Here is a 17,343-nt window from a genome sequence, read left to right as displayed (position 1 = left end):
TAATCATTTATTAAAATTACCTTAAAATATTTAAGAAGTAGAAATTTCATTTTTGCATAAATTTAATATCAGCAAAAATGATTAATAACTATTTTTTGAAAGGTTCTGTTGTAGCCGCATTTTTCCTTCAGGGAGCGGTTTTCGGGCAGACATCTCTTATCCACTACTGGAATTTTAACAACAATAGTTCTGTTTCTGCCATTACCACTCCTACAGTAAGCTTAACAGGAGGATCACTGAACGCAGTAATCAACGGAACAACGGAGATCGATTTCGCAGGCGGAACCGGACAGAATTTCAGTGTTGAAAATCTGAATGCCAGAAACGGTGATGCTGCAGGTACCCATTTACGATATAATTTTCCTATTAACGGAAATCTGCAGTTCAGTTTACCAACGACAGGCTATCAAAATGTAGTTGTAAAATTTACAACAAGAAGATCCGGTTCCGGAGCGGGAGCACAGACCTGGTCTTATTCTACGGATGGATCAACATTTCAGACATACCAGACCGTTTCTCCACAGGATGCCAATCCACAACTGATTACCTTTGACTTTTCCGGAGTGAGCGGTGTTTCCAACAACCCGAATTTTAAGCTTAAAGTTGAATTCTCGCCAACCGGCGGAGGAAGTGTGGGAAATAACCGGTTTGATAATTTTACCGTAGATGCAACTGCCTTAAACGGAGTAGATACAACACCGCCAACAGTAACCTATCTTCCGGCAAACAATACCAATAATGCTTCCACTACGGTGAATCCTACAATTTCATTTAATGAAAATGTAAGGCTGTTAGATAACTCTGCAATTACTAATGTTAATGCACAAAACCTTGTTGATTTCCGGCTGACAAATGCTTCGGGAGCTCAGGTTCCTTTCACTACAACTTTTGCAAATAATACAATAACCGTAATTCCTGCTTCTGGTTTAGCAACCAACCAGACGTATTTTCTGGCTTTAAAACCGAATACTGTTGAGGATACAAATGATAATGCCGTAAGTATGGTGACCTCTTCAACTTTTACTACTGCAGGAACTTCTATTTCTTTAGATAAAAACTTCATTAAAGTCAACGAAAATGCAGGGACATTGGCATTTAAACTAAATATTGCCAATCCGTCGAATGCTACCGTGAATCTTGTGGTAAAACCTGCTCCGTTCAGCACTGCCGACAGCACTGATTTTACATTAGCCAATCAGACCATTACGATTAATCCTTCTACAACAAGCTATACCGTAAATATTCCGATCATTGATGATACGGCGGAAGAGCAGCACGCGGAATATTTTGTAGTGAGTCTTGAAAGTCCTGTTGGTGCAACTATTTCCGGAGATAATAATGCAACAATTTATATTATTGATAACGACAAGCAGGCGCCTGTCCCGTCAAATCAGATTGCCCTAAACTATATCGGAAGTTTTGATCCATCAGGAAACAATAACAGTTCTACGGAAATTGTCGTTCATGATCCTGCTACACAGAGATTATTTACCATCAGCTCCATTACGGATGTTTTTGATATTATTAATTTCAGTAATCCTACAGCTCCAACGGTAATCAACACTATTAATATGGCCCCATACGGAGGTATTACCAGCATTGCCGTGAAAAACGGAATCATCGCTGCCGCTTCTCCGAATACCAATCCGCAGCAGAACGGCTCCGTCGTTTTCTTTGATATTAACGGTAACTTTCTTAAGCAGGTAACCGTAGGTGCTTTGCCGGATATGGTTGCTTTCTCTCCGGATGGCACCAAAGTTATGACCGCGAACGAAGGAGAACCAAATGACGCCTACACCGTTGATCCGGAAGGAACGATTAGTATTATTGATATTTCTGGGGGAATTGCCAATCTTACCCAAAGTAACGTGACTACGCTTAATTTCAATACCTTTGATTCTCAGGTTAACGCTTTAACCGCAACAGGTTTAAGAAAGGTAAGAACAAATAATACGCTTTCTCAGGATCTGGAACCGGAATATATTACGATTAGTACTGATAGTCAGAAAGCATGGGTTACGCTTCAGGAAAATAATGCGGTGGCAGAGGTGAATTTAGCGACAAAAACAATTACCGGAATCTGGGGACTGGGTAAAAAAGACATGAGCATTCCCGGAAACGGCTTTGATGCATCGGATAACAATAATGAAATTTTAATTGCAAACTGGCCTGTAAAAGCATATTACACTCCGGATGCGGTTCAGAATTATAAAGTGGGCTCCACTCATTTTATTGTTACGGCCAACGAAGGAGATGAAAAAGATCTTTCAGGCTTCAGTGAAAGAACAACGGTGGGAGCAAATAATTACACTCCTGACCCAACTTTATTTCCTCAGGCAGCGATTTTGAAAGCTTCTTATAATTTAGGCAGATTCAGAGTTTCCAATGCTACAGGAAATACAGATGGCGACGCAGATTTTGAAGAGATTGCAGCGTTAGGCGCACGTTCTTTTTCCATATTTAATGCAGATACAAGACAGATTGTTTACGACAGCGGAGATCAGTTTGAACGGTATATTGCAGCCAATCATCCTTTGATTTTTAATGCTGATAATGAATCGAATACAGCAAAGAACAGAAGCCGAGCCAAAGGCCCTGAACCAGAAGGTGTTGCTCTGGGAACCATCAATGGGCAGACGTATGCTTTTATTACCCTGGAAAGAACAGGTGGTGTGATGGTTTACAATATCACAAATCCTAACAATCCTACATTCACCGACTACAAACATTCACGTATGACTTCAGCTTATGGTGGTGATAACGGACCGGAAGGACTTATCTACGTAGCTCCTGAAAATACAACAACAGGCAAAGGCTATGTAATCGTTGCCAACGAAATAAGCGGAACTTTATCCATGTATGAAGTTTCAGGCGCAGGTAATCTGGCAACTGGTGAGGCAAAAACAGAAAAGGTGACCTTCAATGTATTTCCAAACCCTGTAACGAAAGGAGATACTCTTTATTTCAACAGAATGCAGAATTATGAGCTGTACGACATGTCCGGAAAATTACTCGGAAAAGAAAAGAATGCTTTAACAATTGATACTTCTAGACTTTCTACAGGAGTTTATCTTGTGAAAACTTCAGAAGGACATACAAAAAGAGTTATTGTAAAATAGAATCATTATTTAGTTGGATTAAATAGGCTCCTTTTACGGGGCTTATTTATTTTAATCTAAAGATAAAATTGTAGAAATACGATCTTTAAAAACACAATCCCGGCAAATTTTCTTATGCCGGGATTTATAATTAATGCATATCGTCATAAATTCTTACCAGATCAACCACGTTTTTCACCTGCAGCTTTTCAAAGATTTTTTTCTTATAAGTACTGATGGTAGACATCTTAAGATTCAGTATGTTTGAAATTTCTATATTTCCGTTTCCCTGTGCAAGAAGCTGGAAAATCTGGAATTCCCTTTTAGAAAGCCTTTCTACAGAGTGGCTTCCCGCAGTATGGGTAACCAGCTTTTTCATCATATTAACGGTATAGTAATATCCTTCTTCAAACATGGAATTCACCGCAGTTATAATTTCAGCTTCCGAAGCTCCTTTGTTCAGATATCCGGCAGCTCCTTCTTCAATGTATTGTATCCCTACGTTGTCATCATAGGTTGAAAAAAATAAAATCTTAAGGTGTTTTTGCTTCTTCTTAAGATCCTTTACCATTGCTTTGTAAATACTACCCGGAATATCAATATCAATAATCAGAAGATCGTATATTTTTTCAGAAACCATATCCTTTGTTTCAGAAAATGTTTCGGCGAAATCTATATTGCAATGATATTGAAGTTTTGATTTTAGCACCAGAGCTGTACCTGTTCTTACTACATAGTGACCGTCAGCAATGAGTATATTTTTCATAGAGTTAGTTTTTTAAATAAAAGTCCCGTTCAAACGGGAAACAGCTTCTCTTTATTGTTGTTTTTTCAATACAAGTTACAGACCAAATACCATACACAATTCTATCCATACTTTTCAGTAGTTTTTTATTAAATTTATTACACCGGTTTTCTGATTCCGGAAATTCTGGAATCTAATAATTGAAAATAATTTTTATAAAATCTTTAAAAATTATTAAACATATAAATTAAATGAATAAAAAAGTATGTTACAAGCATTCATCCTTATCTTAGCGCTGTAAATATTTTCTACAAAAATAATACATAAAATATTCACGGGCATGTAGAAATATTACTATAAATTTTTCATAAATTATCTAAATAATTTCTTATAAATCAAGTGAAAACGATTACACATAGAAATCAAAACAGGGTGATAAATTTAAAACCAACCGAATCCCTGTTCAAATCCCTTCCTTGTAAAGATAAAACCTGTGTAAACATCGGCAATTTTAAAAAAGTTAAAAGTACATGAAAACCTAAAATAAAAAAACAGACCTCTAATGTTTTAAAGGTCTGCTGAAAAATATAATAATTTTTTCTTACTCTACGCTTATAACTTTTTCTATCTCCGGAGCATGCTGCTTAATCGTATTTTCAACGCCCAGTTTCAAGGTAGAAAAATTCAATGAACATCCGGAACAGTTTCCTAAAAGCTTTACATAAACCAGATTATCCTTCACATCGATAAGCTCGATATCCCCTCCGTCTTTATTAAGAAACGGACGGATACTTTCCAAAGCCTCCAATACCCTTGTTACCGTATCTTCGTGTGTTATATTTGTTTCCATATTTTTTCAGTTCAATTGGGTTTTAAAATTGAAATATTATTTTGCTTTTGGTGAGCATCCTGCCATCGTGGTAATTTTAACAGCTTCAGTAGGGGGCAGATTCTTGTTTCTTTCTACAAGACTTTCCACCATTTTTCGGGCAGTTTCCGTGTACACCTCTGCAATTAAAGAATTTTCCTGCAATGCTGCCGGCCTTCCTACATCACCCGCTTCCCTGATGCTCTGAATTAAAGGAATTTCTCCCAATACAGGAATACCAAGATCTTCTGCAAGATACTGAGCGCCTTGTTTTCCAAAAATATAATATTTATTATCCGGCAATTCTTCCGGTGTAAAATACGCCATATTTTCGATTAATCCAAGTACCGGAATATTAATACTCTCCATCTGGAACATTGCAATACCTTTTCTTACGTCTGCCAAAGCAACATGCTGCGGTGTGCTTACAATAACAGCACCTGTTACAGGCACTTCCTGAATAATAGAAAGATGGATGTCTCCGGTTCCCGGAGGAAGATCAATCAATAAAAAATCAAGTTCTCCCCATGCTGCATCTCTGATCATCTGGTTCAATGCTTTTGAAGCCATCGGCCCTCTCCATACCACAGCCTGATTGGCTCCTGAGAAGTATCCAATTGAAAGCATTTTTACACCATAGTTTTCGATCGGTTTCATCAGATTTTTGCCTCCAACTTCTACAGAAATCGGTTTTTGTCCTTCCGTATCGAACATCGTAGGAACAGACGGTCCGTAAATATCAGCATCCAGCAATCCTACTTTGAAACCCATTTTTGCCAGCGTTACCGCCATGTTCGCAGAAACGGTAGACTTCCCTACTCCTCCTTTTCCTGAAGCAATAGCAATGATATTCTGGATTCCGGGGATCTGTTTTCCTTTGATCTGGCTTTGCTGAATTTCACTCGGTTCCGGAGAAACGATTTTCAGTTTCAGGTTTACCTCTTCTCCGAATTCGCTTGCAAAAGCCTGTTTCATAGCAGCTTCAAGCTTCTTCTTTTCGTGCATGGCCGGTGAATGAGCAGTCATATCAATATAAACCTCATTACCCATGATTTGAAGATTATTTACCAAATCATCTACTTCTATATCTTTAAGGAAATTCTGAACCTTGTCTTTCGTCAACATAAACTAATAAATTGTCTACAAATTTACGAAAAATTAACCTATTTAGAATAAGTAAAGAGACTGATAGATATTTTCTTTTGCAGAAGCTAATTTTATAGTATTTTAGGGAAATTTTAATTTACAGACCATGAAAAGAATATTGATCGTTCTTTTAGGAATTTTATTTCATAATACATTTTCACAGAATTATTCGCAATATATTAATCCGTTTATCGGAACAGGCGGCCATGGACATACTTTTCCGGGAGCCATTGTTCCCTTCGGAATGGTGCAGCTTTCTCCGGACACCAGAATCGACGGAAGCTGGGATGGCTGCAGCGGTTATCATTACTCAGATTCTGTTATTTATGGATTTTCGCATACGCATCTGAACGGAACGGGAGTCTCGGATTATGGCGATATTATGCTGATGCCGACCATGGGGAAACCAGGTTTAACGCCTAAAGAATATTCATCCAAATTTTCACATAAGAACGAAAAAGCTTCGGCTGGTTTTTATTCGGTTAAATTAGACAAGCACAATATTGATGTACGGCTAACCACAACGAAAAGAGTCGGTTATCATGAATATACATTCAACAATGCAGGAAATGCCAATATCATTTTAGACTTGAATCACAGGGATAAATTATTGCAAGGTGAGGTAAGAATTATAGACGACAAAACCATCGAAGTATTCCGCAGAAGCGAAGCCTGGGCAACGAACCAATATATCTATGCCAGAATTGAGTTTTCAAAACCCATGCTTGAATCAAAAGTACACGAAGCCCATCAAGCCACACCAAGAGGTGTAATACAAGATAATAACTTTTATTATGGGAATGAGATACAGATTGCTCTTTCTACAAAAGTAAAAAAAGGCGAAAAAATTCTCGTAAAAGTTGCAATTTCTCCAACAGGCTATGAAGGAGCCGCCAAAAATATGCTGGCTGAAGGCAAATCAAATGATTTTGAAGCGATAAGAAAACAGGCCATAACTGACTGGGATAAAGAATTATCTAAAATTGAAGTTAAATCTTCGGATAAAGATAAGCTAGCTGTTTTTTACACGGCGATGTATCACGTATTCACACAACCCAACATCAATATGGATGTTGACGGAAAGTACAGAGGCCGCGACAATAAATTTTATATGGCCAACGGATTCGATTATTATTCGGTTTTCTCGCTTTGGGATACTTTCAGAGGAGCTCATCCGCTGATGACCTTAATCGACAGAAAAAGAACGGCAGATTTCATCAATACTTTCATTAAACAATATGAACAGGGCGGTAAACTTCCCGTGTGGGAACTGGCTTCCAATGAAACCGAATGTATGATCGGTTATCACGCAGTGTCGGTTATTGCTGACGCAATGGCAAAAGGAATTACGGGCTTTGATTATGAAAAAGCATTTGAAGCTTCCAAACATTCCGCAATGCTGGATATTTTCGGGTTGAATGCCTACAAACAGAATAATTTCATCAGCATTGATGATGAGCATGAAAGTGTTTCCAAAACAGTGGAATATGCCTATGACGACTGGTGTATCGCGCAAATGGCTAAAATTTTAGGTAAAAAAGAAGATTACCAGTACTTTATGAAGCGTTCCCAAAACTGGAAAAACCTATACAATCCTAAAAATGGATTTATGCAGCCAAGAAAAAACGGAACCTGGTACGAGCCTTTTGAACCTCGTGAAGTGAATAATAACTATACGGAAGGAAATTCGTGGCATTATTCTTATTCGGTTCAGCAGGATATTCCTGGATTAATTGCAGCGCACGGCGGAAAGGAAAAGTTTGAACAGTTTATTGATGCTATTTTTTCTGCTCCGGATAAAACCACAGGAAGAGAACAGGTGGATATTACCGGACTCATTGGTCAATATGCCCAGGGAAATGAGCCAAGCCACCATATTGCGTACCTGTACAATTATGTTGATAAGCCCGAAAAAACAGATGCAAAAATTAAGTTCATCCTCGATAATTATTATAAAAATACTCCGGACGGACTAATCGGGAATGAAGACTGCGGACAGATGAGCGCCTGGTATATTCTGAGTACAATAGGAATTTATTCCGTAACACCCGGATTACCGGAATGGCAGACTACACAGCCATATTTTGATGAAATTAAAATTCATCTTGAAGACGGAACAACAAGAACAATCACTAAAAATACAGGAAGAGAAGAACTTAAAAAATTGGGATTTGAAAATGCAAAATCCTACAAAGATTTTAAATATGATGAATTAACCGCTTCACCTGTAATTGCGGCAGCAAGAATTTTTGACCTTAACACGAAAGTAGAAATCACTGCCCTGAATCCGGAAGACAAAATTTATTATATGACGCTTGATGAGGGAGATGCTAATGTCAGAAAAACGTTTACGGCTTATAAAGGACCATTTACCATCACCAAAACAACGCAGGTTGCCGCTTACGCAGAACGAAACGGAGAAAAAAGCTCCATTGTAAGAGCTAGTTTCAACAGAAGACCTAACAACTGGGATATTAAGGTAAATTCCACCCCTACCGCACAATATACGGCAAGCGGTAAATTATCTTTAATTGATGGCATCAACGGCGACACCAATTGGCGAAAAGGGGAATGGCTGGGTTACCAGGGACAGACTTTTGAAGCTATTATCGATATGAAATCACCGCAGCAATTCACAAAACTGTCTTCAACCTATCTTCAGGACAGCAGAGCATGGATTTTAATGCCGAAAAAAGTAGAATATTATGTTTCAAACAACGGTAAAGATTATATTCTGCTGAAAACGGTAGACAATACGCTTGATCCGAAAGACGAAACGGTTCAGGTAAAAGATTTTTCTGCGGAAGTATTGCCAACACAGGCTAGATTTATCAAAGTAAAAGCTTATCATTTCGGCAAACTTCCGGAATGGCACCAGGGAGCGGGCGGAGATGCTTATATCTTTGTCGATGAAATTTCAGTGAAATAAATACTGATCATGAAAAAGCTATTATTTTTCTTATTTTTAGTTTTAAACATAATAACGGTATATGCCTGCAAATGTAAAACAGACCCCTTAGCAGAAAACTATCTTGCTGCAGATGTTGCGGGAATTATCAGAATTATAAATGTCTATGGCGAAAATGCGGAACAAAGAACTTATAAGGCAGATATAAAATTTGAGAAAATTTATAAGGGTAAAGAATTTCAAACGCTTAACATTAGAGGTCTTATCGGAAATTCGTATTCAGGAGCATGTGAAATAGATGTACAGCCTGGTGAAACATATCTTATTTTATTGAATAAATACAATGGTGAATATTCTATTTCGTACTGTTCTCCGAAATACAGATTTGATATGGAGAAGGAAAAAGCAACCTCTGAAGTTTTGGAAAAAGCATTCGCCTATATTGATAAAAATAAATTTGCTTTCATAGGACTGCAATTTGCGACGTGCTTTGATGAATTACAAAAAGGTGACAAATCTGACCTTTCCGCAATTAAAAACTTTACCCCGAAAAATACGTTTGCCATTTATAAAGTAAAAGTAGATGATCATTCCAAAATCAAAGAGCTTACTCCGGTCACAACTTTTGGGGATAAAGATCAGGAAATTGAAAACATTCTCAGGAGAAATATGATTGTTGATACTCCGATGTTTTTCAATCATAAACCAGGAGAAGAATTTTTAATATTACTTTTATACCTTCCCGACAATGCCAATACGAAGTATGGAGAAATAATCAATTTTGAATGGTAAAAACTAAACCTCTTCTTTTGAAAGAGGTTTTTATTTTAATTCATGTTTTCCGACCACTTCAGCTTTTCCGGCAGCTCTTTATCCGAAAATTCGATGTGAATCACTCTTCTTTTCTTGCCGTTTGTAGTACGATTTGATCCATGAAGTAGTAAAGGTTTCATAATCATTATTCCACCTTTTTCTACATTGCAGATGGTTTCTGTTTCTACGGACCAGTCAATGGTTTCGGGACGGTAAATTCCTTTTGCATGGGATTTTGGAATGACTTTCAATGCACCGTTGTATTCATCGGTAGCATCCAGGTGAATTCTAATAGTGAAAATATTTTCCAAAATCTCAATGGGAGGCTGAACAGCAAACTGATTCTGCTTCGTCGTCCATGGGCCAAATCCAGAAATATCTGCTTTTTTATCAACTGAAATCGTAAGATCCTGATGGTAGGCCACATACCAATTTGATTTTTCAGGCTTATCAAAGTAAATGCTTTTCACCACAATATATTTTTCTCCGAAAATTTCTGTGATGATGTCCTTTATGTTTTCATTGAAAACCAGCTCCCTGACTTGAGGAATTTCTTTTAAAAACTGCCTGATAGCGAAAAGATCGTCTGATTTTCTGAATGTCTCTTTCGAGGTATCTATATTTTGAATGATTTCTCCGATCTTTCTAATTTCTTGCTCCGAAAAAACGTTGTTAATTACGGTAAAGCCATTTTCCTGTATTGCGTTTTTATGATGGTCTAAATTCATTTTCTAAAAAACAGTTTTTTGAAAAGCAAAGATGCAAAGATTTTCTTTTAATGATCACATAGATTTTGCAGATTGTACGGTTTCAATTTTAATTTGAGAGGAATTGTGCAGAGTCTTTGTCATCCTGGAAGGATCTCAGCAGCATAATTAATAAAAACTTCGCTTAAAAAGTGTAAAGTGTAATGACTCAAATTTTGTGAAATTATCTCCCGCAGATGACTCTGATTTCGCAGATTTTATGACTTATTTAATTGAATGAAAAATTCAGGATTTTTGTATAATTTCATAAAGTTATGCAACACTTTGTCATCCTGAAAGGATCTTAATTATTAATCTTTTATTTTTAAAATGCTCCAATTCAAAAATTAAGTCTTAAATTTTGTTGGCTTTGCCTTTCAACAAATTACTGACTTTCTCCCGCGGATGACGCAGATTTAGCAGATTCTATGACTTATAAAAAATTCAGGATTTTGTAATAATTTCATGAAGAAAAGTTCCGGCATGACAAATTAGCCCCGATCAAACGGCATGTCTGAGCTCTTTTGTTGAGTTTCGGCGGCGGCTTCGCCGCCGCCGAAACTCAACAAAAAGCGAGTAGTGAGAGCGGGAAAAAAGCTTCAAAAAAAAAATAATATTGCTTTTCGATGTAATCAAATTGCTCCTTAAAAAATTTACAAATACAATTCGACGGAGTCAAAAAGCTCCTAAAAAAATAGCCAGCAAAAATTATCGCTGGCTATTTTTTATTAATTGACATCTATTCTAAAGACCACCTCCATGATTATCCAGTTGCCCTTCCCATTTAGAAACGGCTGAGGTTGCCAAAGCATTCCCAAGAACATTGGTCATGCTTCTTCCCATATCGCAGAAATGATCAATCGGAAGGATGAGGGCTATTCCTTCAGGAGGAATTCCGAACATGGAACATGTGGCTACAATGATTACCAGAGAAGCTCTAGGAACACCTGCAATTCCTTTTGAAGTCAGCATAAGGACCAGAAGCATGGTGATCTGCTGGCCGATGCTCATTTCAATTCCATAAATCTGGGCAATGAAAATGGAAGCAAACGTCATGTACATCATACTTCCGTCCAGATTAAAAGAATAGCCTAATGGCAAAATGAATGACACTACCCTGTTATTACAGCCAAATCTTTCAAGCTCTTCTACCAGTTTTGGGAAAACTGCTTCAGAGCTGGTGGTGGAAAAGGCAATCAGCAAAGGTTCTTTAATTCTTCTGAGCAATTCAAAAAGCCGGTTGCCAATAATTAAATAGCCCACCAACAAAAGAACGAGCCAGAGAATGCCTAATGCAAAGAAAAAATCCCTGAGATAAATGGCATAGACTTTAAAGATCTCAAAACCATTGGTGGCAACTACTGCAGCAATAGCTCCAAGAACACCAAGCGGAGCAAACCACATAATGTAACCTACCATTTTCAGAATTCCGTGGGCGATGATATCAAACAGCTTTACAACAGGTTGTGCATATTCGTCTCCCAGATTGGCCAGTGCAATCCCAAACATGATGGAAAACACCACAATCTGCAGTACTTCATTGGTAGCAAAAGCTTCAAAAACACTTTTAGGAATAATGTGCTTTACAAAATCTTCCATGGAAAATCCTTTGCTGCTTTTCAGAAGTTCATCTGCGGAAGCCGCATCCTGAATAGGAAGTGTTGTCACGTGTCCCGGCTCCAGCCAGTTTACCAGCAAAAGACCAATAAAAAGAGATACCAATGACGCAGAGATGAACCATAACATTGCTTTTGTACCTACCCTTCCGATCATTTTGATATCACTCATTTTGGCAATTCCCACCACCAGGGTCGTAAATACCAAAGGTGCAATGATCATCTGCACCAGCCGAATGAAAACGGTTCCTAAGAGCTTTATGTTTTTAGAAAACGGTTCTGCGCTTTCAGGATAACGGATATGTACAAATCCGCCGATGGCCACACCCAGAATCAGGGCAACCACGATGGCTATAAATAGTTTATTCTGTCCTTTCATATAGATAATTCAAGTTTGGCAAATATAATATTTTTAGAATTGCTTCCAATCCCAACTCAGAGATAATACAGCCGTTATCAAAGATTAAGTTCAGAATATCTTTATTTAAAGAACAATTTTGCCAATCTGCATTACATCTCTTTTTAATTTTTCATGAAAATAAATCTTAAATATGATCTTTTGGTATACATTTTATTGTTATCTTGATCATATTAAATACATCAAAATATACAACTATGAAAAAAACTATCGCAATGGCTGCCCTGGCTGTAGCTATCTCTTTGGGATCGGTTTCATGCAAAAAAAAGGTTTCTGATGCCGATCTGCAGACGCAGGCTACAACGGTGGTAACCTCTAACCCGGGAGCTTCCGTAGAAGTAAAAGAAGGCGTTGCCCATCTCAGCGGCACGTTCGGAACGCAGGAAGAAAAAGACGCTATGATCAAACAGCTTAAAGCTATTAACGGAATCAAAGAGGTGCATGATATGGCAACAGTAGCTCCTGCAGCCGCAGCAACACCTGCTCCCGTAGAAACACAGTCGGCTGTGGATCCTGCCATACAGCAAAAGGTACAAGATGCCGTAAAAGATATTCCGGGAGTAAAAGTGGAAGTCTTAAACGGAGAATTAACCTTAACCGGAACTATTTCTGCTTCGGATGCAAGAAAAGTTAAAGAATCAGTAGATGCTTTAAAAGTAGGAAAAGTAAACTATAATTACACAGTTAAACAATAACGAGATGAGTACTTTAGAAGACAAATATTCAAGTGTGGTTTCTGCGGCACAGTCTGCAGGAATTTCTGATCTTAAAGTTCAGGAGCAGGATGGTATTCTGTATGTTTCAGGAAGTGCCTCCAATACTGCTGCTAAAGATGCGGTATGGAATGCTTTGGGAGCCATTGATTCCACATATTCTGCTTCCGATATTAATATCGATGTACAGGTTTCCGGACTTGCCACAGGAACGGCACTCACCGTAGCAACAGATGATTCTAATCTGAATATCAGACAGGAGCCTTCCACCGATGCAGCTATTATCGGCAAAGTGAGTAAAGGTTCTTCTATCACGCTTGTAGAGCAGACTTCCGATGACTGGTGGAAAGTAAAAACTTCCGACGGACAGGAAGGTTATGCTTACTCACGCTATCTGAGAGCCTAAAACAAATTTATGACAATATAAAGCATCCTTTTTTCCAGAGGATGCTTTTATTTTTCCTGTTTATAAGAACTTCAAAATATTTTTACCTATTCTCATATAATTATTTTCGTTTGTAAAAGTTATATTAAAATCCAGTTTATGATTAAATTAGCCTCAAATTTTATTTATGAAAATCCACCTTTCAATTCTTTTCATTTTATATTTTGTATTCGGAAATGCTCAAAGTACAGATGACGAAGACAATTTCGTAAAAGACAATTTCGTAAAAAAGGAAATGTATATTCCTATGCGTGATGGAACCAGGCTTTTCACTGCCGTTTACATTCCGAAAGATATTTCCAATAAAAATAAATATCCGTTTCTGATGCAGAGAACCTGCTACAGCATTGCGCCCTATGGAGAAAATGAATACAGGGAAAGACTCGGCCCCAACAAATATCTGATGCACGATAAATATATTTTCGTGCTTCAGGATGTTCGCGGAAGATACATGAGCGAAGGAACTTTTACGAACATGACCCCGCAGGTAGACCGTAAAACAAAAAAAGATGTTGATGAAAGCACCGACACCTACGATACGATAGAATATCTTCTCAAAAATATCAAAGGAAACAACGGCAAAGTAGGCCAGTACGGAACTTCGTATCCCGGATTTTATACTGCGGCAGGAATCCTGGCGCAGCATCCGGCATTAGTTGCTTCCTCCCCGCAGGCTCCCATTTCAGACTTCTGGAATGATGATTTTCTCCACAACGGAAAAGTAATGTTAGCCTATTTCAGGACGTTCCCGGTTTTCGGAGTTCAGAAAACGAAGCCTGAAAATAAAGCATGGTATAACGATTCCATGATAAAACCTTCTTCTGAAGACGGGCTGAAATTTTACCGCGATATGGGAACTCTGAAAGATGGGTATGAAAAATACTACAAGGATAATTTCTTCATGACCGAAATTATGAACCATACCAATTACGATGAATTCTGGCAGAAAAGAAGTCTTCTTCCTCATCTTAAAAACGTAAACCATGCGGTGATGACTGTTGGCGGATGGTTTGATGCGGAAGATCTTTCCGGTCCGTTAAATATTTACAAAACCATTGAAAAGACAAGTCCTAAAGCCAAAAACACCATTGTAATGGGACCATTTTCCCACGGAGCATGGGCTTATGAACAGGGAAAACATTTTCATAATGACATCTACTTCGGAGACAGCATTGCGACGTATTATCAGAAAAATGCAGAAACAAGATTTTTCAAGCATTATCTGAAAGGAAATACAAAACAGGATGCCGGCTTACCGGAAGCACTGATGTTTGATACCGGAGCCAAACAATGGCGAGAATTTGCAACATATCCTCCGAAAGAAGCGCAGAAAGTAAACTTTTATTTATCAGGTGGCACATTGAAGAACGCGGCCGGACAAGGTTTCTCGGAATATTACAGCGATCCTGACAATCCTGTTTTAAGTTCTGATAAGCTCAAAGATTTTAATGGTTTTACCCCGAAAAATTATATGTCGGAAGATCAGCGTTTTGCTGAGGGCAGGCCGGATGTACTGAATTTCACAACAGATGTATTGACAGAAGACATCACTTTTGCCGGAGAAATCATGGCTAAATTAAATATTGCCTCTACATCTACTGATGCAGATTTTGCCGTAAAACTGATTGATATTTATCCTGAAGATTTCAAACCAGCCGAAAAAAAGGAAGGCGTGATTTATGGAAATTACCATCAGATGGTACGCAGCGAAATCATGCCTGCAAGATTCAGGAATTCGAGAGAAAAAGCAGAAGCACTGGTTCCGAACCAAAAAACTTCGGTGAATTTCAGACTACAGGATGTTGTTCACACCTTTAAAAAGGGACATAAAATTCAGATCCAGATTTCTTCTACCTGGTTCCCGCTTTTTGCAGTCAATCCGCAGAAATTTTTAGACAATCCGAATTTTGCAACAAAAGAAGATTATACCAAAGCATTCATCAAAGTTTTTGATGACAGTGCGATTGAAGTTGAGGTGTTGAAATAAAAATGGAACTGTGGCTTCTAAAGCCTCAGCCATCGATAGTGAGATTGTTATATCTTAAAATGTAAACCTAAAAATGGTGGTTTCGAGAACCTCAACCACCATTTTTTATTCCTCAATCGTCCTGAACGTAAGATTTACCCTTGGGGTTTTCACTTTCGTGGTGGGTGGAAGCCTGTGCAGCCAATGATCCTGCGTTGTTCCTTTCATCACGAGTAAACTTCCGTTTTCCAGGAATATTTCTACTTTTTCTTTGGTTGCTTTATGTTTAAACAAGAACTTTCTTTCCACTCCGAAAGTCAGAGAAGCGATGGCACCATGTTTTTTCAGATCCTTTTCGGCATCACTGTGATAAGCCATACCTTCACTGCCATCGTGATATAAATTTAAAAGGCATGAATTATAGGTTTCCCCCGTAATCTGCTCACATTTGTTTTTTAATTCCAGCAGTTCAGACGTCCATGGTTTTGCATATTTTGTCCTTTTAGAATAGGTGTATTCAAATGGTTTCTCTCCAAACCATGCTACTTTTCTTCTGGTTAAAATTAACTTTCCGAAAATCATGGCTTCATCATTTTCCCATGGAATTTCTTTCAATAAATAATCATAGTAAAATTCTGATTTTTCTCCGGAGAAAATTTTTCCGTAATAGTGAGCGATTCCGTCACCAGGAAGAAGGTTTAACGGATAATCTGATATATCTTCGAAAAGGCTGAGCATGGCAGTTCTGAGTTTAATGTTTTGTGTTTAGGGGTTAATATGGATCATTCCTAGTCATAGAAATCACGATGACAAAATGGTGTTAATTTCAAATAAATTCGGCTAAAGCCAATTGGAAAATTTATTAATATAAAGGTTTAAAGCCCATTCCTATTGATTGTATTATTGACTTTTTAAAGTAGCAAAAGAAATCAATCTGTTTTTATTTGTGAAAAAATGGCGCCATTCGCGTTTAAATATCCTGATAAACTTTACAGCTTTCCCAGCCGATGATCAGTTGCTTTCTTTCGCTTCCCCACATATATCCCCCGATATTTCCGGTAGATTGAATCACACGGTGACAGGGAATTAAAAAGGCTACAGGATTACTTCCGATTGCCGTTCCAACTGCTCTTGAGGCCTTTGGATTTCCTATTTTTCCTGCTAAACTTCCGTAGGTAGAAAGCTTTCCCATAGGAATGGTAAGAAGGCTCTCCCAGACTTTCAGCTGAAAATCTGTGCCTTTTAAATGTAGTTTTACCGTATTAAGCTGAGTCCAGTCTTTATTGAATATGGACAGGGCATTTTTCTGAAATTCGTCATGCCTTTCAAAAAAAGAAGCACTGGGAAATTTATGCTTTAAATCTCCCAATGCTTTATTAATATCATTTTCAAAAGCCATATAGCAGACTCCTTTTTCCGTAGAAGCGGCAATTACTTTTCCAAAAGGGCTTTCTGAAAAACTGTAATTGATGTTCAGGTTTTTCCCTCCATTTTTATATTCTGCAGGAGACATTCCTTCGATTTTCACAAAAAGATCGTGGAGCCTGCTCGTACTGGAGAAACCTGTTTCAAAAGCCGCATCAAATAAACTGGCCTTTTCTTCTTTCAATAAAGATTTGGCATGTTCCAGGCTGATGAACTGTAAAAATTTCTTCGGGCTTGTTCCTGCCCAGTCCGAGAACATTCTCTGGAAATGGGATGGGCTCAAATGGATATTTTCTGCCACTTCATCCAAACTTGGCTGAAGCTTAAAATTGCTGCGGATATATTCTATCGCTTTGGCAATTCTTTCGTAATCTAACTGATTTTGTGTGGACATATCATTTAATTTTACCTCACAAATTTCCGAAGAAGATCCGGC

The 17,343-nt window shown here is 38.0% G+C and carries 13 protein-coding genes; 6 read left to right on the top strand and 7 right to left on the bottom strand.

Features of this window, described 5'->3' with window-relative positions; translation table 11 throughout:
* Window positions 1-77 precede the first annotated feature (77 nt).
* Window positions 78-3,119 (top strand): choice-of-anchor I family protein, encoded by a 3,042-nt coding sequence (locus tag BUA76_RS12960; RefSeq protein ID WP_072885219.1) that lies wholly within the window; start codon window positions 78-80, stop codon window positions 3,117-3,119.
* Between the two features lie 130 nt (window positions 3,120-3,249).
* On the opposite strand, the gene BUA76_RS12955 is transcribed toward BUA76_RS12960, so the two are convergent.
* The 3 genes from BUA76_RS12955 to BUA76_RS12945 form a co-directional block, all read right to left on the bottom strand.
* Entirely contained in the window at window positions 3,250-3,864 is a 615-nt protein-coding gene (locus BUA76_RS12955) for a response regulator transcription factor (RefSeq protein WP_072885218.1), read from the bottom strand.
* A 580-nt stretch (window positions 3,865-4,444) separates the two neighbouring features.
* On the bottom strand, window positions 4,445-4,693 hold the full coding sequence (locus tag BUA76_RS12950) for a NifU family protein (protein ID WP_066439129.1): 249 nt from the start codon (window positions 4,691-4,693) through the stop codon (window positions 4,445-4,447).
* A gap of 36 nt (window positions 4,694-4,729) precedes the next feature.
* Window positions 4,730-5,836, bottom strand: a complete 1,107-nt coding sequence (locus BUA76_RS12945; protein WP_072885217.1) for an Mrp/NBP35 family ATP-binding protein — start codon at window positions 5,834-5,836, stop codon at window positions 4,730-4,732.
* 127 nt (window positions 5,837-5,963) lie between these two features.
* On the opposite strand from BUA76_RS12945, the gene BUA76_RS12940 reads away from it, so the two are divergent.
* A complete protein-coding gene (locus tag BUA76_RS12940; protein WP_072885216.1) occupies window positions 5,964-8,786 on the top strand; it encodes a GH92 family glycosyl hydrolase in 2,823 nt (940 codons plus the stop codon).
* Between the two features lie 9 nt (window positions 8,787-8,795).
* A complete protein-coding gene (locus BUA76_RS12935; protein WP_072885215.1) occupies window positions 8,796-9,557 on the top strand; it encodes a hypothetical protein in 762 nt (253 codons plus the stop codon).
* 35 nt (window positions 9,558-9,592) lie between these two features.
* Here BUA76_RS12935 and BUA76_RS12930 read toward each other — a convergent pair whose 3' ends face one another.
* On the bottom strand, window positions 9,593-10,306 hold the full coding sequence (locus BUA76_RS12930; protein WP_072885214.1) for a phytanoyl-CoA dioxygenase family protein: 714 nt from the start codon (window positions 10,304-10,306) through the stop codon (window positions 9,593-9,595).
* Between the two features lie 762 nt (window positions 10,307-11,068).
* Entirely contained in the window at window positions 11,069-12,319 is a 1,251-nt protein-coding gene (locus tag BUA76_RS12925) for a dicarboxylate/amino acid:cation symporter (protein ID WP_072885213.1), read from the bottom strand.
* Window positions 12,320-12,555: 236 nt separating this feature from the next.
* On the opposite strand from BUA76_RS12925, the gene BUA76_RS12920 reads away from it, so the two are divergent.
* The 3 genes from BUA76_RS12920 (at window position 12,556) to BUA76_RS12910 (ending at window position 15,503) form a co-directional block, all read left to right on the top strand.
* Complete coding sequence (locus tag BUA76_RS12920) at window positions 12,556-13,053, top strand: BON domain-containing protein (RefSeq protein WP_072885212.1); 498 nt, start codon at window positions 12,556-12,558, stop codon at window positions 13,051-13,053.
* Between the two features lie 4 nt (window positions 13,054-13,057).
* Window positions 13,058-13,477, top strand: coding sequence for an SH3 domain-containing protein (locus BUA76_RS12915; RefSeq protein WP_072885211.1), 420 nt, complete (start codon window positions 13,058-13,060; stop codon window positions 13,475-13,477).
* Window positions 13,478-13,643: 166 nt separating this feature from the next.
* Entirely contained in the window at window positions 13,644-15,503 is a 1,860-nt protein-coding gene (locus BUA76_RS12910; protein ID WP_072885210.1) for a CocE/NonD family hydrolase, read from the top strand.
* Window positions 15,504-15,608: 105 nt separating this feature from the next.
* Here BUA76_RS12910 and BUA76_RS12905 read toward each other — a convergent pair whose 3' ends face one another.
* Together BUA76_RS12905 and BUA76_RS12900 are read right to left on the bottom strand one after the other, a co-directional pair.
* Window positions 15,609-16,220 carry an alpha-ketoglutarate-dependent dioxygenase AlkB family protein gene (locus tag BUA76_RS12905; RefSeq protein ID WP_072885209.1) on the bottom strand — a complete coding sequence of 204 codons (612 nt, stop codon included), beginning with the start codon at window positions 16,218-16,220 and terminating at the stop codon, window positions 15,609-15,611.
* Window positions 16,221-16,452: 232 nt separating this feature from the next.
* Window positions 16,453-17,301 carry a bifunctional helix-turn-helix domain-containing protein/methylated-DNA--[protein]-cysteine S-methyltransferase gene (locus BUA76_RS12900; RefSeq protein WP_072885208.1) on the bottom strand — a complete coding sequence of 283 codons (849 nt, stop codon included), beginning with the start codon at window positions 17,299-17,301 and terminating at the stop codon, window positions 16,453-16,455.
* Window positions 17,302-17,343: the final 42 nt, after the last annotated feature.

The sequence above is a fragment of the Chryseobacterium takakiae genome (assembly GCF_900129385.1).
GTDB lineage: Bacteria > Bacteroidota > Bacteroidia > Flavobacteriales > Weeksellaceae > Chryseobacterium > Chryseobacterium takakiae.
The sequence above is the reverse complement of the archived record's forward strand: the minus strand, read 5'-3'. Positions and strand labels throughout refer to the sequence as shown.

Bases quoted from the DNA above. Each gene is read 5' to 3' on its own strand.
- BUA76_RS12945 (WP_072885217.1), bottom strand. From the start codon at position 5,836: ATGTTGACGAAAGACAAGGTTCAGAATTTCCTTAAAGATATAGAAGTA.
- BUA76_RS12915 (WP_072885211.1), top strand. From the start codon at position 13,058: ATGAGTACTTTAGAAGACAAATATTCAAGTGTGGTTTCTGCGGCACAG.
- BUA76_RS12920 (WP_072885212.1), top strand. From the start codon at position 12,556: ATGAAAAAAACTATCGCAATGGCTGCCCTGGCTGTAGCTATCTCTTTG.
- BUA76_RS12910 (WP_072885210.1), top strand. From the start codon at position 13,644: ATGAAAATCCACCTTTCAATTCTTTTCATTTTATATTTTGTATTCGGA.
- BUA76_RS12950 (WP_066439129.1), bottom strand. From the start codon at position 4,693: ATGGAAACAAATATAACACACGAAGATACGGTAACAAGGGTATTGGAG.
- BUA76_RS12940 (WP_072885216.1), top strand. From the start codon at position 5,964: ATGAAAAGAATATTGATCGTTCTTTTAGGAATTTTATTTCATAATACA.
- BUA76_RS12905 (WP_072885209.1), bottom strand. From the start codon at position 16,220: ATGCTCAGCCTTTTCGAAGATATATCAGATTATCCGTTAAACCTTCTT.
- BUA76_RS12930 (WP_072885214.1), bottom strand. From the start codon at position 10,306: ATGAATTTAGACCATCATAAAAACGCAATACAGGAAAATGGCTTTACC.
- BUA76_RS12955 (WP_072885218.1), bottom strand. From the start codon at position 3,864: ATGAAAAATATACTCATTGCTGACGGTCACTATGTAGTAAGAACAGGT.
- BUA76_RS12925 (WP_072885213.1), bottom strand. From the start codon at position 12,319: ATGAAAGGACAGAATAAACTATTTATAGCCATCGTGGTTGCCCTGATT.
- BUA76_RS12935 (WP_072885215.1), top strand. From the start codon at position 8,796: ATGAAAAAGCTATTATTTTTCTTATTTTTAGTTTTAAACATAATAACG.
- BUA76_RS12960 (WP_072885219.1), top strand. From the start codon at position 78: ATGATTAATAACTATTTTTTGAAAGGTTCTGTTGTAGCCGCATTTTTC.
- BUA76_RS12900 (WP_072885208.1), bottom strand. From the start codon at position 17,301: ATGTCCACACAAAATCAGTTAGATTACGAAAGAATTGCCAAAGCGATA.